A 24,190-nucleotide genomic window follows, 5' to 3' on the forward strand; every position below is an offset into this window, starting at 1 on the left:
TAGAGATAATTAACCGCGGGATTTCCCTCCGGTGATATTAATCGTCGTGCCGGTGATATAGCTGGCCCTGTCCGACAGTAACCAGCTCACCAGATCGGCGATCTCTTCCAGACGACCGGGCCGTCCGAGGGGAATTTTGTGGCTGTAGTCTTCGTCTATACTGGCGAACGCCATGCCGCGGGTATAGGCCAGCGCTTTACGGTGTATAGCATTCCCCATCGGCGTGGGTTCATTGATGCCCGGCGCGACGCCGACGACCCGAATGCCAAAGGCCCCAAGCTCTTTCGCCCACGAGAGCGTAAAGCCGTGCAGCGCGGCTTTGGTTGCGGCATAGCAGCTTTGTCCTTTTGACCCCTCGATGCCGGCTTCTGAGACGATATTGACGATCGCCCCGGATTTTTGCCCGATCATCACCCGCGCCGCTTCCTGGGTAAAAATAAAAGGGCCTTTTTGGTTAATTCTGACCATAAAGTCAAAATCATCATCGCTTAATTCATATTCAGGCTGGCTGCCGTAATAATCGACGAGCAGACGCGCGCGGTTGACCGCGGCATTATTCACCAGCCCGTCAAGACGCCCGTAGCGCGCAACGACATCGGCGATCAGCCGGCATACGGATGGCCGGTCGGTAATATCGCACTGGCGGTAATCAACGCCGCTGATAGCGCTCCCCGCCGCCGGCTGCTGAATATCCGCCACCACCACCTGAGCGCCGTTGCCGGCAAGCCCTTTGGCGATCCATTCGCCGATTCCTGAACAACCGCCGGTCACAATAACCACTTTGGGACCAAGCGCGATCCACTGTGTTGATGCCATTTGCATTATCTCCAGTTGAGAGTCAGTGCAATGACTAATACAATTAACGTGCCAGATTTATTTAAACATTATTATCAACAGGTTAATGATAGTGTTTAAGGTTAATTTTTCGTTAAACACTATTCAGCCCCGTTTTCAACACTTCCTCATCGGGCAGCGCGATCCACGGTTCCATCAGTTCATAAATCATCAACGCTTCGGTGGTTGTCAGCGAAATACGATACTTATTAATTAGCGTGCGGAATGCATCCGGAACCAGGGCCATAAAGCGCTGCTGGCGTTCGTTAAGTTCAAATGTATCGCGGTGGGTCAGGCCGTCATGGGTCAGCAGGCGCTCAATTAACGCCGCCAGATGCATAAAAAGATTGATCCGCAGATAGCTCTCAAAGTGAATGCTGTAGCTCAGCTCAAAATACTTAACAACCTGCTCGACTTCCTCAATGATAATATTTGGGTTGAGAAAAGTAAGATGGCTCACCACCCCTTCGAGGGTAAAAAGAATGACGATTTCATCAATCATCTTTTGCAGCTCATCGGCGGTGAGCAAATCGGAAAAATAGTTCTTCCACAGCAGTTCAGGCTTATCGTTGATGAGCTGTCGGGTATTAACCTGCGGAATATAGCCGGCATTAAGCTCGGTGGTGGTAATCAGCAAACGCGTGCCGTACAGGGCGCTATCGGCTTTCGAGAGTTTCCACTTTAGATCGTCATACTCCATGGTCACAATCTCCAGCGTGTCATCATCGATATAGCGACGGGTAATTTCCTGCAGCTGGCGCGAGACGCCCTCGCCGGAAATACAGGAGATAATAATTTTATTGCCCTGCAGCAGGCCGGAATAGTAGCGGGCCTCCACCTCCCACGCGCCTTTAATACTATCGACAACCGCCTTCATCGACAGCTGATGCTGAATTTTTCCCGCAATATCCAGCGCCATTGAGGTGCTGACGTTGTTCATCACCAGCAGGTCGCCCTGAATATGCAGCTTTATTTCGCTGTAAATATCCTGTAGCGATCCCATATCGACCAGAATAATCATGCCGTGCTGCTCTTCCAGCTGATTAATCCAGGTGGTCAGATGGGCAATAATGCCGCGGGTATTCACCGACAGCGGCATATCAAATGCCTTAAGATAGAACCCGCCCAGCAGACGGTTGGCGGTACCGGCAATACTCGAGGCCGTCGAGCGCCCGTGCGCGACAACGATGCCCTGGATCAGCGGCGCGGACTCGATTTGATGATAAAAAATAGCGCTGAGCAGTGGTTTCATCAGGGCGAGCTGCGGGCGAGGAAACTGTTTGGCAAACAGCGTAATACACTCATCCGCCAGCAGCCGGGCCCGCTGCGGAACGTAGGCGGTCACGCCGATGAGCCTCGCGACGCTGTCGGGATCGACCTCCCTGCTCAGGCACCACTGCAGGCTATGAAACACCGCTTTCTCCGCCGTTGCCGCCACGGCAATACCGGTTAGCTCGCTAAACTCCTGCAGCGTATCCCGCACCAGCTGCCAGACGATCCCGTGGTACAGATTGCCTCCGGGCAGAACGGCCTGCTCCTCCAGCTTATTGACGAACAGCGGCACGTTGGCGGCGCGACAAAAATTCTCCAGCAGCTGCTCATCGCGGGTGATCCAGGAGGCGGCCAGAAGATCCACGGGCAGCGTCCCGTCATCTGCTTCGCTAAAGGTTACCGTATCGTGCTCGCCGCGCACGCCGGATGCGCTGCGGATAGTTATCTCCTCCGCGCCGCGCTGCGCCCATGCCGAGGCGCAAAGCACTTTGATGCGATTCTTTAGTTCACCGATATTACCTTTTGCCGGCGTGGCGAGCAGCTGGCGGATCAGCGCACCGTCAACATGGACCCGCTGTTTAAACCGTCGGGCTTCCCGGGTAAAAAAGTGCGAGATAAGCGCCAGCCGTTCCATATAAGGGCGCGCGTTCCAGCCGGGCAGCTCAACGGTAACCGGAATACGTCGCAGGAAGGTGGTCAGCAGAACGTTTTCACTATTTTCTGTCGTCGCAAATACGAAGCGAACCTTCGCATGATGGGGCTGGCGGTTATCCCCCAGGCGATAAAAATAGCCTTTATCCATAAATAAAAAGAGCTTTTCCTGGTTCTCCGCCGACAGACGATGTATTTCATCGAGAAACAGAAAACCGCCATCGGCTTCATCGAGCAGGCCGGATTTGTTTTTTTCCGCGCCGGTAAAAGCACCTTTGATATAACCAAACAGGGTCCCGGACAGGAGTTCCGGGTTATTAGCGTAATCGGCGCAGTTGAGTTCTATTAATTTTACCTGCGATGAGATAATCCCCATATCTCTCGCATGCTGGTGCAGCAATTGCGCCAGGTAACTTTTGCCGACGCCGCTTTCCCCCGTAATTAATACCGGCAGGCCGCCGTCGGGATAGCTGACCGCGGCGAGGCACAGCTCAACGGCATGTTTCAGGCTACCGTTGGCGCCAATCAGCGACTGGAATACGCCGGGACTCTGCGGCTCATCAGAAGCGACGGAAGGTATACGGTCCGTTAGCCAGAAGCGCACGGGCCGCGTCGCCTCTTTGCGTAAATAACCTTCATCGCATAGCTGATTCAGGTAAAGACTAATAACGCTGCGGCTCGCAGACGTGAAGGACTCACAATCACGCGTGGTAAATCCTGATGCGTCATCGCGATAAAGGGTATGCAGTTTGCGATAAAGATTCTCTTTTGCTGACATCGTTTCCCCGCCGTTGCCACCATTCCAGATGGGCACCATGTTGCTTTAAACGGGCTTTAGCAAGAAGTCAGCGGTGTGAAACCAATCCATCTCACAGTTTCAAGAAAAAACGCCCGGCCTGTTTCCAGGCCGGGCGGAGTTTATTTTATATCAACCTGATAAAAAATATGTTTACCGAAGGGGTCAATCTCATAGCCGGAAACGTCTTTGCGCACCGGTTCAAAAATCGTCGAGTGGGCAATCATAACCGCCGGCATTTGATCGTGCATCATCTGCTGCGCCTGCTTGTAGAGCGCCTCGCGCTGGGGACGATCGCTTATCGATTTCGCCTCGTTAATCAGCTTATCGAACGGCGGATAGCACCACTTCGCCGAGTTGGAGCCGCCGTTGGCCGACTGGCAGGTAAACAGCGGCCCGAAGAAGTTATCCGGATCGCCGGTGGCGGTAGTCCAGCCCATCAGGGCCGCCTGGTGTTCGCCGTCCTTAACGCGCTTGAGGTATTCCCCCCACTCGTAGGTCGTGATTTTGGTCTGCACGCCGATTTTCGCCCAGTCCGCCTGAATCATCTCCGCCATACGCTTCGCGTTGGGGTTATATGGACGCTGGACCGGCATCGCCCACAGGTCGATGGTCAGGCCGTTGGCCATCCCCGCTTCCTGCAGCAGCGCTTTGGCTTTTTGCGGGTCATAGTCATAATCTTTCAGCTCCGCGTCCGCGCTCCAGACGCCCGGCGGCAGCAGGTTTTTCGCCGCCGTACCGGTGCCGTGGAATACGGCTTCGATAATCGCCGGTTTATTAATCGCCAGCGCCAGCGCCTGGCGCACTTTGACATTATCCAGCGGCGGCTTTTGGGTATTGAAAGCAAGGAATCCGGTATTCAGACCGGCCTTACTCAGCAAATTAATATTGGTATTTTCCTTCATCCTCGGCAGATCCGCCGGGTTAGGGAACGGCATCACCTGGCATTCGTTCTTTTCCAGTTTGGCATAACGCACCGACGCGTCCGGGGTAATGCTAAATACCAGGCGGTCGATCTTCGCTTTGCCCTGCCAATATTGAGGGAAGGCGGTATAAAGAATGCGCGAATCTTTTTGATACTGGGCGAGCTTAAATGGTCCGGTGCCGATCGGATCGTTATCGACGCGCTCCGGCGTTCCCGCTTTAAGCATCGCATCCGCGTACTCCGCCGACAGAATAGAGGCGAAATACCAGCCGAGATCGGCTACAAACGGCGCTTCGGGATGGGCTAAGGTAAAGCGCACCGTATATTCGTCAGGCTTATCAATCGCCGTAATCAGCTGACCAAATTCGAGGCTTTCGAAATTGGAGTAGTTGCCGCTGGAGACGTTATGGTAAGGATGCTGCGGATCCTTTTGCCGCATAAAGGAGAAGATAACGTCATCGGCGTTAAAGTCGCGCGTGGGGGTAAAGTACTTATTGCTTTGAAACTTCACGCCCTTGCGCAAATGGAAGGTGTAGGTTTTACCATCCTCGCTGACCTCCCAGCTTTCGGCGAGGCTCGGCTGCAGTTCGGTGGTGCCGACCTTAAAGTCCACCAGCCGGTTATAGACCGGGACCGCGCTGGCGTCGACGCTGGTGCCGGAGGTATAAAGTTGCGGATTGAAGTTCTCCGGCGATCCTTCGGAGCAGTAGACCAGAGTTTTGCCCGCGACGGTGGAACTGACCGTCAAAGCGGCGAATGCCAGGGCAAGCGTTGTGAGTTTGCGTTGCATTGGGTTTCCTTTTTAATTTGTCAGCTAATGAATAGCTTGTTGTTTTCCGATCCATACATAACACTAAAGCCTGATTGCAAACACCTGAAAAAATAATAAATAAGGAACGACTATGTTATCTCCACTCGCCGAACGGCTCAGCCAGCGCTTCTTCCGCTACCTCGCGATCAGCAGCCAAAGCGATCCCCGCGCCACCACGCTGCCGACCACCGCAGGCCAGCACGAGATGGCGCGCGAGCTGGCGCAGGAGCTACGCCAGCTGGGACTGGACGATATCGAAATCGATGAACACGCGACCGTCACCGCGGTGAAGAGAGGCAACGTGCCCGGGGCGCCGCGGATCGGTTTTATCACCCATATCGATACCGTCGACGTCGGGCTGTCGCCGGATATTCACCCGCAGATCCTGCGCTTCAACGGGGAAGACCTGTGCCTGAATGCGGAAAAAGAGATCTGGCTGCGGGTTGCCGAGCATCCGGAGATCCTCCCCTATCATGGGGAAGAGATTATTTTCAGCGACGGCACCAGCGTGCTGGGGGCCGATAACAAGTCGGCGGTGACGGTGGTGATGACGGTGCTGGAAAGCCTGACGCCGCAGGACCGCCACGGCGATATCGTGGTGGCGTTCGTCCCGGATGAAGAGGTCGGCCTGCGCGGCGCCAAGGCGCTCGACCTGAGCCGCTTCGCCGTCGATTTCGCGTGGACCATCGACTGCTGCGAACTGGGGGAGATTGTCTATGAAAACTTCAACGCCGCGGCGGCGGAAATCCGCTTTACCGGCGTCACCGCGCATCCGATGTCGGCGAAAGGCGTGCTGGTCAACCCCCTGCTGATGGCCACCGAGTACATCAGCCACTTCGATCGCCAGCAGACCCCCGAACACACCGCCGGACGCGAAGGCTACGTGTGGTTTAACGGCATTCAGGGGGACCAAAGCAGCGCCCTGCTGCAGGCCAGCATTCGCGATTTTGACCTCGACGGCTTTAACCGCCGTAAGCAGCAGATCGGCGAAGTGGCGGCGAAAATCGCCGCGCGCTATCCAACGGCAAAAGTTGACTATCAGGTGACCGATACCTACAGCAATATCAGCAACGCGCTGGGAGAGGATCGCCGGGCCATCGACCTGCTGTTTACCGCGATGGAGAGCCTGGGGATTACGCCTAAGCCGACGCCGATGCGCGGCGGCACCGACGGCGCGGCGCTGTCGGCCAAAGGCCTGCTGACGCCGAACTTCTTTACCGGCGCGCACAACTTCCACTCACGGTTTGAGTTTCTGCCGCTACGCGCCTTTGAAGCCTCTTACCACACCGCGTTCCAGCTCTGCCTGCTGGCGGCGCGCTAGGCCGGTTTCCGCGCCAGCATGGTGGCGAAGCGCAGCTTGATACGATTACCGTTGGCGTCGGTGCGGTGCAGCTCACCGACCTCTTCGTTGTACCTGAGGAACGTCCAGCCGGCGTAATAGCTGCGCAGCTCTTCCGGCTTAAAGGCGAACGGGAAGCCAACGGTACACGGATAATCTTCGGTATCCATCGCCGCCACGATCAGGTTATAGCCGCCCGGCCGGGTGCAGCGCTGCATATTGGCGATCAGGCCGGGAATGGTTTTCGCTTCAAGGAACATCATCACCACGGTGGAGAGAATAAAATCGTACTCGCCGTCGAAGCTCAGGGTATTGAGGTCCTTGATTGCCGACCGCAGATTATCAATCCCCTCCTGCGCCCGAATGGACTCCAGATTATCAATGCTCGCCGGGTTTTTATCCCAGGCGGTAACGTCATAGCCGTTGGCCGCCAGGTAGAGGCTGTTGCGTCCGTTACCGCAGCCGAGATCCAGGGTTTTGCCCGGCGGCATCAGCGTCGCGGCGTGCACCACTTCAGAGTGGGTGCGGGTCATACCATATTTTTCAGTAAAGTAGTTTTCGTCACGGATAGTCATGCTTAACCCTTATTTTTTAACAGAGTGGCGCGCTCGACGCGGATCAGCAGCTTACCGCGAACCAGCAGCAGAAAAGTGCGAATCAGCAGCAGCCCGATAATCAGATTGGTAAAGATGAACAGCGGAATAGCCAAAAAGTGGAAAAAACCGTTCGGCTGGCTATGCCCAAGGCGCAGCCCGGTCGTCGCCAGCGCCGAGATGCCGAACGAGAAGCTCCAGAACGAGGCGTTGAACGGCTGCTGCAGATACCACGGCATCAGCCGCAGCATAAACAGCAGCTGCAGCAGACCGTAGCCGAACAGCAGCTTAGCGAGGGTGTCCGCCTCCCCGCCGTTGACGCTCAGCCAGGCGCTACAGGCCACCAGCGCGGGCGCCAGCTGAATGCCCAGCGAGGTACGCAGCGCGGCGGGCAGTTCACCATTGCTACGCAGCCGTTGCAGAATAACCGGCTCCAGGCTCAGCCAGGAGAAAATTCCGGCGCCGAGGAACACCAGCCCGGCGTCGTTAAAGCCCAGCGCTCCGCAGGCCATAGCGCTGATGAAGTTATTGGCCACCGTCGGCAGATAGAGCCCCGGCGTGGTCGCGTCGCTGGGATGCCTGCCGCGCCACAGCCCGGCGCTTTGCCAGGCCGAATAGGAGAGTCTGCAGCGCCACGCCGACGATAAACAGCCCCAGCGAGAGCGGGCGGCACCACGGCACGAAGCCGATAGAGACCAGCATGGTGGTCGCCGGAAACAGGCTGACGAAGCTGCTGGCGACCGGGTGGCGCATCTCCTGGCGAATGCTCCACGGAAAGCGCAGCGCGCGGGTGATAAATGCGGCAGCCAGCAGCACCCATATCGCGGCCGCCAGCAGCACCAGGCCATCGCCGACGCGGCGGCTGACCGGCCAGATCGTGCTGGCATAGCGCCAGGCGAAACCCATTCCAATAATGCCCAGCACCATGCCGAAATAGCCCGCAGGTAGGTTCAGTACGCGCCGATCTAACTCTTTTTTATTCATTTTGTTTAATTTTTCAATTTATCTTTAAGTCGCATTTTAAAAGAACCTTTGAAAACGCGCTACGGGGATCTTTGCTATGTTTATGTTAAGCAAAAGTAAAGGGAGGCGCTGATGAATAAATATTGCCTGGGCGCGCAGGTTCGCCAGTTTCACTACCAGCAGGACGGGGTTAAACATAGCGTAAACCTGCGGCAAATTGTGGCGTTACGTGATTTCGCCGACGTCAAAAGCGGCAGCGAAGGCGGCTGGCTGGACGACGAGGCGGCCCTGAGCCAGGAGGGAGAGTGCTGGGTCTACGACGCCAACAGCGCGGTATTCGCCGGCGCGCGGGTTGAAGGCAACGCGCGGCTCCGCGGCGCCTGCACCGTCAGTCACGGCGCCATCATCGGCGGCAATGCCCGGCTGGAGAGCGTCGACGTCAGCCACTATGCCCATATTTGTGACAATGTCACCATCACCGATTCGCAGGTGCGCGGCCGCTGCCGGCTGGCCGACGAGGCGCGGATCCTTCCCCGCTGCCTGATTATCGCCGCTCAGGGTCTTACCGACGACGGTGAAAAAATCCTGCAAATTTACCAGCGGGCCACGGTCAGCGCCTCAAGGATCGTCCATCAGGCGCAAATTTACGGCGACGCCTTCGTCGAGCGGGCTTTTGTTGAGCATCGGGCGGAGATTTTCGACCACGCCCGGCTGGAGGGCAACGAGGTTAACGACGTCTGGGTCTGCGATAATGCGCGGGTGTATGACCATGCGCGGCTTATCGCCGGGCGCGAAGAGGATGCTATCCCAACCCTGCGCTACAGCTCGCAGGTGGCGGAAAATGCCGTGATTGAGGGCAACTGCCTGCTCAAGCATCGGGTGATGGTGGGCGGTCACGCCCGGCTCTGCGGCGGCCCCATTCTGCTGGATGACGAGGTGCTAATTCAGGGCCACGCCCGCATCAGCGGCGACGTGGTGATCGAACATCAGGTGGAAATTACCGACCATGCGCTGATTGAAGCCAGCAGCGGCGATGCGATTCACCTGCGCGGCCGCAAGCTTATCGGCGGCGACGAGCATATTACCCGCACGCCGCTGGCCGGCTTTCTGTCACCGTGAATCCGCTGCGGCGCGGTAATCGATAATCCGCCCGTAGATATTCTGATCGTCATAGGAGCCGTTCAGGTATTCAGCCTGCTGCAGACAGCCTTCGAGGGTGAATCCGTTGCGCAGGGCCACCTGATTACTTTTGCGGTTAGCCACCCGGCACTTAATCACGAAGCGGCGCACGACGCCGCTGCGCGCGTAGTAGTCCATAAAGGCCTGCAGCGCCTGCGAGAGCAGCCCCTGCCCCTGATGGCTTTCGTCAATCCAGTAGCCGATATAGGCCGTCTTATTGATCGGTTCAATCTGGTTAAACGACAGAACGCCGACCATCTCATCCTGCAGGAACAGCAGGAACATTTTGGCGTAGCCGCGCTGATGCAGCATGACGTTGCCCTGCACGTGCCGCCGGGTTTCATCTTCGCCGCGCACCTCTGTCGGCCAGCTCAGCGAGTGCTGGAGCCAGTTTTTGTTTTTTTCCACCAGCTGGTGCAGGACGGTAACGTAACGCTCATCGACGGCGCGCAGCACCAGCCGGTCGTTCACGACGATCTCTTCCGCTGCGGGGGTATTTTCTGTGGTCATCGCACTCTCTCACTCACTGCGCGCGGGCCGGGCTGCGTTCATTCGGCAGTTCGGCCCGCAGGGTGGTTATTTCATCACCCGGTCATCGACGTAGCGACGCTCGTTCGCGGCGGGCGGGAAATACTGGTACAGCCAGGTTTCGCTGATCGCATCGCCCTGGCAGCGCAGGAACATGCGCATCTCGACCGGGTCGGTGGAGTCGTTAGTCGGATACCAGTCGAACAGGATCCGGTAGCCGTCAAACGGTTCGACGTAGAGGATTTCGACCTGCTTCGCCTCGCCGTTGGAGAGGGTGATCACCGGCTCGATGCCTCTCGGCGCCGCGGCCTTCAGGTCTCCGCCGACAAAATCAATCGCGAAGCGGCGGGCCCACTTGTCCGGATAGTGCTCGCCCGGCGCCCAGCCTTCCGGGAAGCCGCCCATACCGGTGCGGGTGGCCAGCACGCGGGCCAGCGGCGAACGGACCGGCGGCTGCGCGCTCCAGTAGAGGCGGTAGCTGAAGTCGAGCTCGTCGCCCGCCTTGATCGCTTTTTCCGGCTGCCAGAAGCAGACGATATTATCCAGCGTCTCGCCGGTGGTCGGGATCTCCATCAGGCTTACCGCCCCCTTGCCCCACTGATTACGCGGCTCGACCCACAGGCTTGGGCGCTTGTTGTACCAGCCCATAATATCCTGATAGTGCGAGAAGTCGCGGTCGAGCTGCAGCAGGCCGAAACCGCGCGGGTTTTTATCCTGGAAGGCGTTGAACTGCAGCTTCTGCGGGTTATTCAGCGGGCGGCATACCCACTCGCCGTTGCCGCGCCACATGGCGAGGCGATCGGAGTCGTGAATTTGCGGGTGGATGGTGTCGCAGGTCCGCCGCTCGTTGTTGCCGCAGCTGAACATGCTGGTCATCGGCGCGATGCCGAGCTGCTTGATGTCCTTGCGGGCGTAGATGTGGTTCTCCACATCCATAATCACCTGCGTCTCCTGGCAGTTGATGACAAACTTGTAGGCGCCGGTCACGCTCGGGCTGTCGAGCAGCGCGTAGACGGTAAAGACGGTGGCGCCCGGCTTGACGGTTTCAAACCAGAACGAGGTGAAGTCCGGGAACTCTTCCGGCGTGTCGGTAAAGGTATCCACCGCCAGGCCGCGGGCGGAGAGCCCGTACTGGTAAGTGCTGTCCACCGCGCGGAAGTAGCTCGCGCCGAGGAACGCCACGATATCGCGACGCGCCAGCTCCGGCGCTTTGAAGGCGCGGAACCCGGCAAAGCCGAGGTCGGTCTGCCCGACCAGCTGCCTGGTGTCTACGCCGGCATCGTTGTAGTTAAACAGCTCCGGACGGAAGTGAATTTCACGCGCCTGCTGGCTCTGCGTATCGAGGGAGAACATGCGCACCCGGCGGCGAAAGCCCATGCCGACGTGGAAGAACTGGATATCCAGCTGGCGATCTTCGATGTTGTTCCACAGCGAGTGCCCGGCATCGTACTGGATGCTGTTATAGGCCTGCGGCGTCAGATTCGCCAGCGTCGGCGGCAGGTCGCGCGGCGCGCCGCCCCAAGGCTGACGGGAGAGATCGTGGGCCATTCCCTGGAGCACGGAGAAGTCAAAACGGCGCGTTAGCCCATCGGCAATGCCGGATTCTTCAGCAAGCGCGGCTTTTGAGAAAAGGGAGGCGACTCCTGACGTTCCGCATACGGCGGCAACTGCCATGGAAGATTTAAGAAAACGTCTGCGGTTCATGCCTGAGAAAGCGTCCTTCTGTTATGCCAATTGAGAGGCAACGCGACAAACAGATGCGTCGTGAATTTCGCTCACTCTAGACAAAAATGATTAACAATCCAATTGTTGGCGACAGAAAAAGCGTGAAAAAAATATGTCCAGCGGACCAGACCGAATTCCCCGCCGGATAAACCGGCGGAGAATGACGCATTATTTAACGCTAACGTCGATGCCCGGGAAGTATTTCGCCGCCAGTCGGGCGATGGTGCCGTCGGCGCGCACTTTATCAATCGCCGCATCAAGCTGCTTTTTCGTCGCCTCATCGCCCTTGCGCAGACCGTAGCCAATCCCGCTACCAAGGATCGTATCGTCAGCCACCGGCTTGCCGATAAAGCCAAAGCCTTTGCCCTGCGGCTTGCTGAGGAATCCGGCCTGCCCGGCGGCGGACATCACCAGCGAAGCGTCGATGCGCCCGTTGAGCAGGTCGGCCCACGCCATATTCTGGTCTTTATAGGAGACCACGCTGACGCCATGCTTCTCCCAGTGCTCTTTGGCGTAGGTTTCCTGAATCGATCCCTGCAATACGCCGATGGTTTTCCCCTTCAGCCCTTCCGGAGTGGCCTGCATGCCGCTGTCGGCCTTCCCAACCAGCTGCGACGGGATGCGGTAGATCGGCTGGGTAAAGTCGATGCTCTTGCGCCGCTGTTCGGTAATATTCATCGCCGAGTTAATGGCGTCGAATTTCTTCGCCACCAGCCCCGGGATCAGCGCATCAAACGAGGTCTCCACCCAGCTGCACTTGAGCTGCGCCGCCTGGCAAATGGCGTTTCCGAGATCAATATCAAAACCTTCCAGCTCCCCGGCCGTATTGCGGCTTTCAAACGGCGGGTATTCGGCTTCCACGCCGTAGCGTAATTCGCCGGCGGCAAGCGCAGAGAAGGTGCAAATCATCCCCAAAGCGAGGGTAAGGGCTTTTATTTTCATCGTGTGGCTCCTCAGCGCGGCTTAACGTGACACAGCGCCTGCGCGCCGGCCCGTAACGTGGCTTCATCTTTAGCAAAAGAGAGCCGAATCAGTTTGTTATCAGTACCATCCGCGTAAAACGCCGACAGCGGAATAGTGGCGACGCCGTAGTCGACGATCAGCCTCTTCACCATCTCGCTGTCGCTTTCGTCGCTGAAGTGGCTATAGTCCGCCAGCATGAAGAAGGAGCCGGCGCTCGGCAACAGGCGGAACGGCGAGTCGGCCAGCTGCTGGCGCAGCAGATCGCGCTTTTGCTGATAGAACGGCGCCAGCCCCAGCCAGGATTGCGGGTCGGTCATCTGCTCAGCAAACGCGTACTGCATCGGCGTATCGGCCGAAAACATCAGAAACTGGTGGACCTTGCAGATTTCCTCCATCAGCGCCGCCGGCGCGACGCAGTAGCCTACCCGCCAGCCGGTCACGTGATAGGTTTTACCGAAGGAAGAGACGATCACGCTACGCTCCGCCAGCTGCGGATGGGTGGCCATCCCGTGATGCCTGGCGCCGTCAAACACTACGTGCTCATACACCTCATCCGACAAAATAACGATATCGGTATTGCGGGTCAGCGCCGCCAGGCGGGCTAAATCGTCGGCGGAGAGAACCTGGCCGCTGGGATTATGCGGCGTATTGATAACGATCATTCGCGTCCGCGGCGTGATGGCGGCGGCGACTTCGTCCCAGTCGATGGCAAAATCGGGCACCGTCAGCTTGATCGCCACCGGCGTGGCGCCCTGCAGGCGCACAATCGGCGCGTAGCTGTCGAACGCCGGCTCGAAATAGATAACCTCATCGCCGGGATGCACCAGCCCGCCGATGGCGGAGTAGAGCCCCTGGCTGGCGCTGGCGGTAATCAGCACTTCGTCGTCAACGTCGTACCGGGTACCGTAGAGCGCGGCGATTTTCTCGGCGATGCGCTCTTTCAGCACGCGCAGCCCGGTCATCGGCGCATACTGGTTATGCCCTGCGGCCATCGCCCGCGTCACCCCCTCAACCAGCCGGCTATCGCAGGCAAAGTTGGGCGCGCCCTGAGAAAGGTTGATCGCATTATGCTGCGCGGAGAGCTGGCCGATTACGCTAAAAATGGTTGTACCGACATCGGGTAGTTTGGAGCGGGTGGTCAGCGGAGAACTGAGACGCATGGTTAATCCTTTCTCATTATATTTGCATAACCATTCAATCTAAAGGCGCCGACGGCGACAAACGAATTGTTGTCATAGTAGCCATGAGTGCCGATCATGGCTGAGGGGAAAGAACGGCCAGCCGCAGACCGGCCGTTGCAGGAATTACTTGTTGGTTAAGGTGTTAAAGCTGGTCATCAGGTTACGATAATCCGGGATGTGGTTAGAGAACAGCGTCCCCAGCCCTTCAATATCATTTCTCCAGTCGCGATGCAGCTCACAGGCGGCGCCAAACCACGACATCAGCTGCACGCCGGCCTGCGACATGCGATCCCATGCTGCATCGCGGGTAATCGGGTTGAAAGTCCCCGAGGCGTCGGTTATCACGAAGACATCAAACCCCTCTTCGATGGCCGACAGCGCCGGAAACGCCACGCAAACCTCGGTGACCACCCCGGCGATAATCAGCTGCTTCTTGCCGGTCGCTTTCACCGCCTTGACGAAATCTTCGTTATCCCAGGCGTTAATATTGCCCGGACGGGCGATATAGGGCGCATCCGGGAACTGCGCTTTCAGCTCAGGCACCAGCGGGCCGTTGGGGCCATTTTCAAAACTGGTGGTCAGAATGGTGGGCAGGCCGAAGTATTTTGCCAGGTCGCCAAGGGCGAGGACGTTGTTCTTGAATTTATCGGGGTCGATATCGCGTACCAGCGATAGCAGCCCGGTTTGATGATCGACCAGCAGCACTGCTGCATCACTCTTATCCAGACGGACGTATGGTTTAGCCATGATCTTTTCCTCATATCAACATCAGGCGATCCCCACCGGAGCGGGCGCTCCGGCAGATGCTTGCGCAATAAGGCTGATAGTAGTTTAACCGCGGGCCGCTGATTAGTCGGCGAAAGTGCAACGCATTGTCCCATTCCCGGAACGAAGCGTGGCATACTGCCTATGATCAAAATGCATAGCTGGAGACGACATGTCGCGTAGCGCCCTGCCTTTTAATACCGTCGAGACCTTTCTGGTCACCGCCAGACACCTCAACCTGACCCACGCCGCGCGGGAGCTGTGCCTGACCCAGGGCGCGGTGAGCCGCCAGATTGCGGCGCTGGAAGGTTGGTTCGGTTTTCCGCTTTTTGAACGCCACGCGCGCGGGCTGCGCCTGTCGCCCCAGGGCAGCGCCCTCTACCCGGAGCTCCAGTCGGCGTTTGGCCGCCTGGTGACCGTCGCCGAACAGGCCCGCCAGCAACAAACGGTGGTGCGCCTGAAGGCGCCGACCTGCGCCATCCGCTGGCTGGTGCCAAAGCTGGTGGCGATAGAGCTGCGCCACCCGGAGCTGCAGATCGCCCTGACCACCACCACCGAACACAGCGTTAACTTCAAAACGGAGCCCTACGATGCGGCGATCGTTTTCGGCACCCATCAAAGCGCCGGCGATCTGCTGTTCGAAGAGGCGCTGACGCCGGTCATCAGCGGCAGCACGCCGTGCGACGCCCGCCTCGACGGCGCGACGTTTTTACATCCGACGCGGGATAAAACCGACTGGTCGCTGTGGCTGACGCAGTTCTCCCCCGATGCGCCGCTGGCGATGCGTAAAAACCAGCACTTCGATACCATGGATCTGGCAATCACCGCCGCCATGCAGGGGCTGGGCATCGCCATCGCCGATGCGACGCTGGTGGCGGAAGATCTGCGGGTTGGCCGCCTGCTGCGCCCTTTCGCCCTCAGCGTGAAAACCGGCGCCAGCTACCGCCTGCTGGTGCGGGCGTCGCAGAGCAAAGCCGATGGCCTGGCGCGGTTTCGCGAAGAGACTGGTTAATCCAGAGTCACGTGATGGCGCATCACCCGACGGAACAGCGCCAGCCGCGCGCGCATAAAGCGGTTCTCCAGCTTAAACCCCACCCGCTTATGCAGGCCGATCCGCAGCAGCCGCTGCCGGCCAGGCGGGCGAAACTGGCCCAGTAGTCGGCTATCTGCCCGGCAAAGGCTTTATCATCATCATCGGCATAGCCGCGCACCGGCTCGGCAAGCGCGAGGGTATCAAAGACGTAGGGGACTTCGTCTCCGTGCCAGGCGCCGTGCGGATAGGTTTCATCCACGGCCTGCGGCACGTAGTCGAACCAGTAGCGCCAGCAGGGCTGCCCGACCCGCTGCTGGGCCTGCATCACCACGTAGCCGAGGGTGGTGAACGCCATATCCCGGCACACTTCGCGGCCGAGCGCCGCGTCCCCCTTGACGCCGGGATAGAGCAGTTTAATCAGCCCGAGGCCGAAGCGCCGCTCGCGGCGCAGCTTCTGGATCTGCCCGGCAATATCAACGCCGAAAACCGCCATCACGCTGGCCTCGTCGCTGTTTGAGCCGACCATCACCGGCATGGTGATTAGAAGTGAGATAAATGAACAGGGATAAGCGAGATAATTGTGGGATTCTGTGGCTATCCCGGGGATTTATTGGGATGGTTACTGTAAAACCATTACATACAGTGAAAAAGAAATCGGGCAGAGAAATTTATTCATCTGCCCATAATTTTACTCGTTATCACCAAAGGAAAACAACTGTGGTTGACGGTGTGCCATCACTTGTTTGTGTACACGGTGAATCAGCTTCCGTAGCCCCCGTTCAGTAATGCCGTATTTCGTACTTAACTCAGCCCAGTTATTCCCCCGAAACTCTTCATAAATCTGCATATCACGCAGAGACAGCTTATATGCGTAGTCACGAGGAAAGGTGAAGTTTTGCCCGCCAAAGTGAGATGCCAGAAAATCTGCCACAGCCAGCCCCAATTGTTCAGCCTGTTCGGATGATAAACCGTAATCAACGCCGGTCTCAGTAACGTGGTCGGCAACTTCAGACAGCAGTTTATGCCGCTTATGCTCCATTGGTGTTGTCATGGTGACCTCCAGAAATCACTTTGCGCCCTGCGGTTCTTCCAGAGCCTTGCGTTCGCGTGTCTGCCACTGCTTCAGTGTCTCAATCACACGGCTTGCTGCCGATGTATTGAGCCAGTCTATGCGGCTGACGCCCGTTATGCGATGCACGTAGACGTTGATTGCCCGCTCGGTGCGGTCGCGAATAAAACCTTCGTCAGCCATTTCCAGCCACAGAGCCCGGATTTTCTTCGACTGGTCGTCGGTGGCTGTGAGCTTTTCTTTCTTCTGAGTCCGGACCTTAAACCCGATTTTCTTCATCGCATCGAGGATCTGGTTCAGTTGCCCGAGATTCATTTCACGCGTGGATTCGACGCCAGCGTAGGTATTCAGCAACTGGCGGTAAGTATCTTCATCCATGCACAGTTCACGCTTTGCCACATGGATGATTTTAATCAGTTGGGAACGGGTCATTTACCTGCCTCCTGAGTAACAAGGGGCGAATCCGGGGTATTGACCTTGCCCGGACCATGAGCCAGGGCAAGTGCTGCAATAACAATAAATGAACCGATGACACCCAGCATGACTGGTACAGGGCTTAGATTATCTGCCGACAAATACCCAGCCATGATGGCGAGTAAAAGGCCGATAATGGTTAAAATCAGTGCGCCGATAATCATTTTATCTCCATCAAAGTAAATTAAAAATGAAGAAGCCGGTTAAAGCAGCAAATACAGTTCCCAGAATTAACCACCAGAACCCCTTACGCTCTTGGGAGGACTGAAAACGGGAGGCTTCAGCTATAAGTTTTTTATTCATATATGTAAGCCTCTTACGGTTTATTAAAATAATCCAGGGCAGCGATAACGGTGTAATAACCGATAAACCCGACAGCAACCCAGATGACAACGCAGCCCAGTACGCACAGTAAAAGAATATTTCCGACAGTTAGCTTCATGACTTGTACTCCAGAGAAAGGGCAGAATCTTTACCGGATACGCCGTGATTTAAACGCGCTTTTAATCCCTCGTTAAACCCCGCTTCCGCTGCATCCTGATCACCCCGGCATTTTTTAGCTTCACGGGGTTTAAGATCGGATAATTCCTGCTCTTTCTTCATCTTCGCCAGAAAATTCGCCATCAATGTTTTTTCGGTTTCAGTCACTATAAATGGCTCTATCGCCTGATACGCGCCTTCAGCCCACCCTTCACAGAACTGGTCTGCGCGGGCTGTTTTAGTGGACGGCTTGATATTCTTACGCAGAGAGCTAATAAAGGTACGGCGGGCTTTGACCATCTGGCGAGAAAGCACATCAAAGGCATAAGCGGCAATTTCCGGGCGCTCATCCGGACCATAAAAAATGACGGTGTTTTGCTTCTGGCCGTTCATATAGTTGCGGCGAAAAGAGTAATAGCAGTTAACACCCATAGCACGGCAAATTAACTGGCCCAGAAACGTCATATAACGGGGGATGCTTTGTGCATGGGATGGCGCACCTTTACTGGCCTTGCTGGTGATATCCATCAGATCGATATCATTCTGGCTCAGCTTGTGCTTACGCATCAATGCCTGCGCCTGATTGAGCGCATTGGCCGCTTCATGAGAATTCGAACTGCGACGGGCCAGATTCAGGAGCTTTTTGATTTTGGCCAGGTACTTTTCAGTTTCATTTGTCATTTTCATCACCAGTCAGAGGTTGTAATTCAGCCTGTGGGGACAAAAGCGTTATAGGAAAGTCCGCAGTGAGGGCATTTCAGAATCAGGTCGATACACCACGTACCATCAAAACTTTCCATAATGGTCGCTTGCTCAAAATCCAGATCATCGACTGGGTTGTCGCAACGTTTGCATAACAGAGACATTTATTCTTCCTCCCGCCAGACTTCCCCACAAATCAATAATGCGCCCGGTGAGATCTCATGAATGACGTCTGCGACCAGCTCGCAGGACTGCTTATTCAGATAGATATCTTCAGTAACAGGCAGTGCGTCACAGGCATCTGTTCCGCAGGCTGATACCAGTAAAATAAAACCGGCTAATGTCAGCATAAATAGTCCTATTGCTAAATCCGGCGTGCAGAATCCCACGGCACTGACGCCGGATTAAAAAGAAATGGAAAAATAAATTAAATAGCAGCGATATCTAACGGTATATTAACCAGCTTCCCGGACTTATCTTTCTCCCGGAAATTAATATAGGTTTTGGACATGGCCACCTGCAGCGATTCCGATATTGCATCCATTGCCTTAATCCAGCGCTCATCCTGAATTTTTACCCTTCGCAGGGAGAGAATACGCCCGGTATTTAGCTGTCCCTCTTTATCAACCTGGAAGGCATCGGTGACAATCGCCTGCAGGTTGGCATTAGCGCCTTTCGACCAGTCGGTAACACACTCATCAAACAGCTCCTTGGCTATCTGCAACTCCGGTCCGAACGTCAGTGTTTCCTGTACACGGATAGTAATTTGCTGACTACCGTCAAAAGTGGGGAATGTCACATTGCCCTTGGCACCACCTCGCGTTCTGCCGAATTTCTCTGCCACAAGGTCAAGCCAGGCATAGCATTCATTAAAAGCACGGTCTTTAAATTCACTCAGGTCGGCATTCTTGGCCTTCGCCGCAGCAACCTGTTCCCGGACAAAGCTGTCCATCGCCAGATCGTAATCAGAAATCTGGCTTATCGGAACCAGGCGACCTTTACGGTCTTTCATATATTCGTCTTGATTAATCGTCGTCATAATATGACCTCAGTATTTAATGTGATTTGCCGGAAGGCTGCAGATAATCAGCTGCAACCCGATATCCGCTCTGTTTCAGTTTGTTGAGAACAGATTCATTTACAACGGGCTTTAATGACTCAAGCGTCGCCAGCTCACTTTCACTCGCATCTTTTGTATTTGCGCCCGACATTTTGCAATAAATAAATCCTTCTGGTGTCAGTGCGATATAAATCTCTATCTTTATTGCCATGATATTATTCCTTCAGTGAAGTAACGATTCTGACCAGATTACCCTGCAGCCATACAACTCAATTTCTCCCTGCCGAAATCGCCCCTGATGGTCAATACCGGTCATCATATAACCGGACTCCAGCTCCCGGAATTGACTGACGCACGGACTGTCACGGGAGACGCGAATAACCGGCTTTCCTGAATAAATCATGATGCAGGCAACCGGTGTATTCATGGCGTTGAGTGCGGCAATGGCTGTCATCACATTGGCCAGCTGTTGATTAATATTCGGGACTGTTTTCACTTAAACCCCCTTAATAACATCAGCGTTAACGACAGGAACGCCGAGCTGCGCGGCCATATTCATGGCGGCAATAATCAGATTGCTGATGGCCAGAGGGTATAACAGGCTTACAACCCCCCGGCGACCGCCAATATTGTTGCTGAGGCGTGCGCGAATCGCGTCGACGGCACTGTTATCAAGAACATCCGAGACGGATTTACCAGCCCGCTTAAATTTGAACTCCAGGAACCGCTCCAGCTCCGTATCCAGCGGCAGCAACTCGACGACCTCGCAGCGCTGTACAACCTCGCGCACCTCCTGGTTACGTTCTGACAGCTTCATCGCGAGTTCAGGCTGGCCAATCAGCACGATGGACAGCAGTTTTTTAAAGCCATGTTCCAGCTCAAAGAAGCGCTTCAGGTGCTTCAGCGTGGGCAGCGGCAGTGAGTGAGCCTCTTCAATCACCAGAACGTGGCTGTAACCGGCGTTACTGGAGTCCTTCAGTACACGGTGTAACTGGCGAAAACGGGCTTCCTGGCTGCGTTTGACGCCTTCCAGCGGTGCGATGGTGCTGATGATCGCCTCGGCGATGCTGGCCGCTTTCAGGGTCTTGCCTTTATTGTCATTGTCCTCCATCGCAATGATGTAGGGCTCAATGACGATGACCGGCGTATTCTCGCGGTGGATACGTTCGATCAGGTCGCGGCGCAGCGTGCTTTTCCCCGCCCCGGATTCGCCGATAACCGCCATAAAACCACCGTGCCGGGCCGTCTGATACAGCGCCTCGCGGACGTAGCGGATATCCGGCGTGGTAAACACATCCTCCGAACTCTGCATCGCGTCATCTGCAAACGGGTCACGGAAAATACCGAATTGCTTTTTGGTGACTGGATTTAATACCTGTTTTGCCAGTAACATATTCTCGTCCTCTTCGTTATTTGCCTGTTGCGGGACGGAGGTACTGGCGGATTCCGCCGCCAGTACCTCATCAAACGCCCGGGACAAGTCCTGTCCGAGCCCGCGTGATGCCAGAAAATTCATTATTTTTTGCCGCACTTCTTCAGGGCGACGCTTCGGCCAGATGCCGTGGTTAATCAGCTGTGAAACGGCGGGCTGCGAAACAGCTGCAGCTGCAGCAACTTCTGTCTGTTCGATACCGTGCTGCTTCATCAGGTCTTTCAGTACCAGCATGGGTGCCTCCGGTTAATGGCCGTTAACGATGCTGAGTCGCGGCGCTTTGTTCCCGGCCAGCTCCTGCACGATGGCGTCAATATCTTCGGCGGGAACGCCTTCAGGAAAGCGACTGACCAGCTGCGCGTAGTGTTCCGGGAACCAGTTATGGCCAGCCGCAGTCAGGCGCTCACGCAGCAATTTAGCTGCCTCAACATGAGATAACGGGCGCTGCTCGATGCGCGGGCCACGCACCTGACTTTCCTGGCCGCGTTTTGGCAGATAGGTCGGGTGATCGTCGCGTTCAATATCGAGATACGGGTTGAAACGTCCCCCGAACGGCAGGGATTTGCCTTTTCTCGCGGCCTCTGTCTCTTCCTTGCTGGCGGTGCCGAAAACGTGCTGCTCAACTTCATCAAGATGCTGCTGGGCGACGGTCTGGGGCAGCGGTTTAAAGCTCTCACCGATAACCGGGGCATCAACAGCAAAGCCGTGTTCGTCTTTCTGCACCTCGTCAACCAGGAAGAACGATTTCAGACCATCCTCGCCGGTCATCACCACCTGAGCCTGATCGTCACGGTAGAGGTTACGGGCAACCATCACGCGGTCATTCACACAGACACCCGGCACAGCGGAAACGTCATACTGCCGCCCCCGGAAACGTACCCGGACAAAGCTGTCCACCTTGCAGCTGACCGGCGCTGACACCGCTGCTTCCCGGCAGACCTCAACAGAGGGGGCCTTGACCAGCTGTTCTTCGGTGATCAGCAACCATTTATCCGTGCGGGCCATACCGTAACGGCTGTGAATGGCCGTGCGGTTGAACTTCATCCGCCACAGACGCGCCAGGCGGTTCAGCTCGTCAATGCTCTCCACCCGGCAGAAGCGCAGGCCGTGTTCAAAATCCCGTTCGAGAATGTCACGGGCCTTTTCCACCGAGCCGGTGGCCCGGGCGTTGCGGGCTTTGTGCGCAATCAGCCTGATACCCAGCGCCTGGCACAGGTTGCCCATCGTAGGAGACTTCAGGGCTGCGCCGGGGTCGGTGAACAGCACCTTCGGCACCCCGTGTAATATGTCCGCGCCGCCGCGTTCCTGCATCATATTGATGAGCACCGAGGTGAAGTTCTCGGTGGTTTCGCCACCGAACCGGTACTCCAGGTAGATCCACCCGGTGGTGTGGTCGGTCCCTTCAAAAGACCAGACGCGGTCATTGACGACTTTGGCCACGTTGGCGGGTTTGTTCTTGTTGAACTCCTTTTCGTCCATGATGCGCAGCCCGGTATCACCTTTAATCCCTTTGGCCGGGTTTTTGAGGTAATACAGCACGCAGATGGACGCATCCAGCTGCCAGACGTGGTTTGGGTGGCGGCTGGCCAGCTGCACCGCCGGAGCCGGGGCCCGCAACTGGTCAGGGTGCAGGCGATACTGGCGCAGGGCACGAATAATAGCGCTGGCCGACAGCGGCACAATCTCACCGGTGGACTCATCAAGCCTGCCGCTGACGATCAGACCGTTATCACGCAGGCTGTTGATGGCTTTTTCCACGCTCAGGGTACGCTTGCCCGTCCCGCGGATGGTTTCCATCAGGGTGCCGGAAATGGTCATCGCCTCATCGCGGGTCAGCGCGGAATCACCCCCCCATGTCAGGGTAGTTGTCGCCTCTGACAGAAAAATTTCCGGGGGCCGGAGAGGACAATAATGAACACTTATTCACCTGAGCGTAAAGCCGCTCTGATCGCCAGAATGATGCCGCCACATAATCAACCGGTCGTTCAGTTAGCCCGTTCTGAGGGGATCCCGGCCAATACGCTTTATGCCTGGCGTACTCAGGCTGGCGTTCGTGTAGCGGAAAGTCAGTCAACGCCAGAATGGTCGCAGGACGCCCGCTTTGCCGTTCTCGTTGAAACCGCACCGCTTTCTGCTCATGCTGTGGCTGAATACTGTCGCCGTAAAGGTCTTTATCCTGAGCAAATTCAGCAGTGGAGGGACGAATTTATGCAGCCCGGTCAGCGTGAAGAAAGAGCCTTGATTAAAAAGCAGAAAAAAGAAATTCAGCAACTTAACCGTGAAATAGCCCGCAAGGACAAGGCGCTGGCTGAAGCCGCGGCGCTGCTCATTCTGGAAAAAAAGCTGAAGGCGTTCTTCGCCGAAGAACGCGAGGACGAATGACACCCGCGGCCGACAGATTACAGCTGATGTCCATGGTGCAGGAAGCCCTTGATGCCGGCGCCCGGCAGCACGCAGCCTGTCAGTGTGTGGGTATCAGCGAACGGACTCGCCAGCGCTGGCAACGCAGGCTCTGATGACCGGCGTCCCGCTGCCCCCCGGCCGGTGCCGAAGAACAGGCTCAGCGCTGAAGAGGAGCAGCTGGTGCTGGCTGTCTGTCATGAACCCCGGTTCGCCAGTCTGCCACCGGCACAAATCGTCCCGGTGCTGGCCGATGAAGGTCGTTACATCGCCAGTGAATCGACGTTTTACCGGGTACTGCGGCGTTACGGCGAAGTCAGTCACCGGGGACGTCAGCAGGCTCCACAAAGCAGGCCGCTGTCGACCTGGAAGGCAACAGCGCCGAACCAGGTCTGGTCGTGGGACATCACGTGGCTGAAGTCGCTGACGGCGGGCCACTGGTTCTACCTGTATCTGACAGAAGACGTGTTCAGCCGCAAAATCGTGGGCTATGAAGTGCATCCGGTAGAAAGCGGGGAATATGCGGCAGAGCTGGTAAAGCGGACAGTGCTGAGCGAGCGTTGCTGGCAGGAGCCACTGGTGCTGCATGCGGATAACGGGGCCCCCATGAAGTCACAGGTGCTGCAGGTGAAGCTTGCGGAACTGAAGATAACCGCGTCGCACAGCCGGCCACGGGTAAGCAACGACAACGCCCACGTGGAGTCGCTGTTCAGGACGCTGAAATACGTCCCGGCGTGGCCTGAGAAGGGCTTCGCGTCGCTGGAAGAGGCCCGTGCCTGGGTGGAAGGCTTCGTCGGCTGGTACAACGAAGAGCACCGGCACAGCGGTATCCGCTATGTGACGCCGGGTCAGCGGCACAGAGGCGAAGACCGTCAACTTCTGTCACAGCGAAAATCGGTGTACGAGGCCGCGAAAAAGCAGCATCCGCACCGCTGGTCAGGGGCAACGCGAAACTGGAGCCGGCAGGAAGAAGTGTGGCTAAATCCGGAGCGGGAAACGCGGGCCGCATGAATCA

The 24,190-nt window shown here is 56.6% G+C and carries 23 protein-coding genes and 3 pseudogenes; 4 read left to right on the forward strand and 22 right to left on the reverse strand.

Translation table 11 applies throughout. The annotated features are described in order from the left end of the window. Positions 1-9: 9 nt before the first annotated feature. The 3 genes from ABOC21_RS12965 to ABOC21_RS12975 all read right to left on the reverse strand — a co-directional run bounded on the left by ABOC21_RS12965 (position 10) and on the right by ABOC21_RS12975 (position 5,268). Entirely contained in the window at positions 10-816 is an 807-nt protein-coding gene (locus ABOC21_RS12965) for a sorbitol-6-phosphate dehydrogenase subunit (protein ID WP_426814849.1), read from the reverse strand. Between the two features lie 112 nt (positions 817-928). Then, positions 929-3,535 (reverse strand): sigma 54-interacting transcriptional regulator, encoded by a 2,607-nt coding sequence (locus ABOC21_RS12970; RefSeq protein ID WP_426814850.1) that lies wholly within the window; start codon positions 3,533-3,535, stop codon positions 929-931. Between the two features lie 140 nt (positions 3,536-3,675). Continuing rightward, entirely contained in the window at positions 3,676-5,268 is a 1,593-nt protein-coding gene (locus ABOC21_RS12975) for an ABC transporter substrate-binding protein (RefSeq protein WP_426814851.1), read from the reverse strand. A gap of 112 nt (positions 5,269-5,380) precedes the next feature. On the opposite strand from ABOC21_RS12975, the gene pepT reads away from it, so the two are divergent. Continuing rightward, entirely contained in the window at positions 5,381-6,610 is a 1,230-nt protein-coding gene (pepT, locus tag ABOC21_RS12980; RefSeq protein ID WP_426814852.1) for a peptidase T, read from the forward strand. Here the strand turns inward: pepT and tehB are convergent. Further along, positions 6,607-7,203 (reverse strand): tellurite resistance methyltransferase TehB, encoded by a 597-nt coding sequence (gene tehB, locus ABOC21_RS12985; RefSeq protein WP_426814853.1) that lies wholly within the window; start codon positions 7,201-7,203, stop codon positions 6,607-6,609. The two genes, pepT and tehB, sit on opposite strands and share 4 nt — an antisense overlap. A 2-nt stretch (positions 7,204-7,205) precedes the next feature. Beyond that, positions 7,206-8,205 (reverse strand): annotated as a pseudogene (gene tehA / locus ABOC21_RS12990) (dicarboxylate transporter/tellurite-resistance protein TehA). Positions 8,206-8,316: 111 nt separating this feature from the next. Between tehA and ydcK the strand changes: the two are divergent. Further along, the gene (ydcK, locus tag ABOC21_RS12995) at positions 8,317-9,303 is read left to right on the forward strand and encodes a YdcK family protein (protein ID WP_426814854.1); all 987 of its coding nucleotides are present in this window, start codon (positions 8,317-8,319) and stop codon (positions 9,301-9,303) included. On the opposite strand, the gene rimL is transcribed toward ydcK, so the two are convergent. From rimL to ycaC, 5 genes are all read right to left on the reverse strand, one after another. After that, the gene (gene rimL / locus ABOC21_RS13000) at positions 9,295-9,873 is read right to left on the reverse strand and encodes a 50S ribosomal protein L7/L12-serine acetyltransferase (RefSeq protein WP_426814855.1); all 579 of its coding nucleotides are present in this window, start codon (positions 9,871-9,873) and stop codon (positions 9,295-9,297) included. The two genes, ydcK and rimL, sit on opposite strands and share 9 nt — an antisense overlap. Before the next feature lie 66 nt (positions 9,874-9,939). Then, the gene (locus ABOC21_RS13005; RefSeq protein ID WP_426814856.1) at positions 9,940-11,595 is read right to left on the reverse strand and encodes a glucan biosynthesis protein D; all 1,656 of its coding nucleotides are present in this window, start codon (positions 11,593-11,595) and stop codon (positions 9,940-9,942) included. A gap of 189 nt (positions 11,596-11,784) precedes the next feature. Then, the gene (locus ABOC21_RS13010; protein WP_426814857.1) at positions 11,785-12,558 is read right to left on the reverse strand and encodes an ABC transporter substrate-binding protein; all 774 of its coding nucleotides are present in this window, start codon (positions 12,556-12,558) and stop codon (positions 11,785-11,787) included. An 11-nt stretch (positions 12,559-12,569) separates the two neighbouring features. Next, on the reverse strand, positions 12,570-13,739 hold the full coding sequence (locus ABOC21_RS13015; protein ID WP_426814858.1) for a pyridoxal phosphate-dependent aminotransferase: 1,170 nt from the start codon (positions 13,737-13,739) through the stop codon (positions 12,570-12,572). A gap of 144 nt (positions 13,740-13,883) precedes the next feature. Next, positions 13,884-14,507, reverse strand: a complete 624-nt coding sequence (gene ycaC / locus ABOC21_RS13020; RefSeq protein WP_426814859.1) for an isochorismate family cysteine hydrolase YcaC — start codon at positions 14,505-14,507, stop codon at positions 13,884-13,886. Positions 14,508-14,697: 190 nt separating this feature from the next. Here ycaC and ABOC21_RS13025 point away from each other — a divergent pair, with 190 nt between their 5' ends. Further along, on the forward strand, positions 14,698-15,537 hold the full coding sequence (locus ABOC21_RS13025) for a LysR family transcriptional regulator (protein ID WP_426814860.1): 840 nt from the start codon (positions 14,698-14,700) through the stop codon (positions 15,535-15,537). Here the strand turns inward: ABOC21_RS13025 and ABOC21_RS13030 are convergent. From ABOC21_RS13030 to ABOC21_RS13085, 12 genes and pseudogenes are all read right to left on the reverse strand, one after another. Further along, a pseudogene (locus ABOC21_RS13030) lies at positions 15,534-16,093 on the reverse strand (carboxylesterase family protein); the annotation flags it as partial. The gene ABOC21_RS13025 and the pseudogene ABOC21_RS13030 sit on opposite strands and share 4 nt — an antisense overlap. 153 nt (positions 16,094-16,246) lie before the next feature. Further along, positions 16,247-16,609 carry a Mor transcription activator family protein gene (locus ABOC21_RS13035; RefSeq protein WP_025712890.1) on the reverse strand — a complete coding sequence of 121 codons (363 nt, stop codon included), beginning with the start codon at positions 16,607-16,609 and terminating at the stop codon, positions 16,247-16,249. 15 nt (positions 16,610-16,624) lie between these two features. After that, the gene (locus ABOC21_RS13040; RefSeq protein WP_426813900.1) at positions 16,625-17,059 is read right to left on the reverse strand and encodes a gp16 family protein; all 435 of its coding nucleotides are present in this window, start codon (positions 17,057-17,059) and stop codon (positions 16,625-16,627) included. Next, entirely contained in the window at positions 17,056-17,265 is a 210-nt protein-coding gene (locus ABOC21_RS13045) for a hypothetical protein (protein WP_169516475.1), read from the reverse strand. Before ABOC21_RS13045 ends, ABOC21_RS13040 begins: the two co-directional genes overlap by 4 nt. A 10-nt stretch (positions 17,266-17,275) precedes the next feature. Continuing rightward, the gene (locus ABOC21_RS13050) at positions 17,276-17,404 is read right to left on the reverse strand and encodes a hypothetical protein (protein ID WP_267498872.1); all 129 of its coding nucleotides are present in this window, start codon (positions 17,402-17,404) and stop codon (positions 17,276-17,278) included. A 135-nt stretch (positions 17,405-17,539) separates the two neighbouring features. Next, the gene (locus ABOC21_RS13055; protein ID WP_426813899.1) at positions 17,540-18,262 is read right to left on the reverse strand and encodes a DUF2786 domain-containing protein; all 723 of its coding nucleotides are present in this window, start codon (positions 18,260-18,262) and stop codon (positions 17,540-17,542) included. A 185-nt stretch (positions 18,263-18,447) separates the two neighbouring features. Continuing rightward, positions 18,448-18,633, reverse strand: coding sequence for a hypothetical protein (locus ABOC21_RS13060; RefSeq protein WP_426813898.1), 186 nt, complete (start codon positions 18,631-18,633; stop codon positions 18,448-18,450). Between the two features lie 77 nt (positions 18,634-18,710). Next, complete coding sequence (locus ABOC21_RS13065; RefSeq protein WP_151467621.1) at positions 18,711-19,322, reverse strand: DUF3164 family protein; 612 nt, start codon at positions 19,320-19,322, stop codon at positions 18,711-18,713. Between the two features lie 16 nt (positions 19,323-19,338). Beyond that, the gene (locus ABOC21_RS13070; protein WP_016808602.1) at positions 19,339-19,554 is read right to left on the reverse strand and encodes a hypothetical protein; all 216 of its coding nucleotides are present in this window, start codon (positions 19,552-19,554) and stop codon (positions 19,339-19,341) included. A gap of 12 nt (positions 19,555-19,566) precedes the next feature. Beyond that, a complete protein-coding gene (locus tag ABOC21_RS13075; protein WP_426813897.1) occupies positions 19,567-19,839 on the reverse strand; it encodes a hypothetical protein in 273 nt (90 codons plus the stop codon). Beyond that, positions 19,840-21,009, reverse strand: coding sequence for an ExeA family protein (locus ABOC21_RS13080; RefSeq protein WP_426814861.1), 1,170 nt, complete (start codon positions 21,007-21,009; stop codon positions 19,840-19,842). Positions 21,010-21,021: 12 nt separating this feature from the next. Then, positions 21,022-22,593: an integrase gene (locus ABOC21_RS13085; protein WP_426814862.1), complete on the reverse strand. Its 1,572-nt coding sequence runs from the start codon at positions 22,591-22,593 to the stop codon at positions 21,022-21,024. Positions 22,594-22,686: 93 nt separating this feature from the next. Here ABOC21_RS13085 and ABOC21_RS13090 point away from each other — a divergent pair. Beyond that, positions 22,687-24,186 (forward strand): annotated as a pseudogene (locus tag ABOC21_RS13090) (IS3 family transposase). The last annotated feature ends 4 nt before the right edge of the window (positions 24,187-24,190 follow it).

It is taken from the genome of Klebsiella sp. WOUb02, assembly GCF_050058015.1.
Lineage (GTDB): Bacteria > Pseudomonadota > Gammaproteobacteria > Enterobacterales > Enterobacteriaceae > Klebsiella.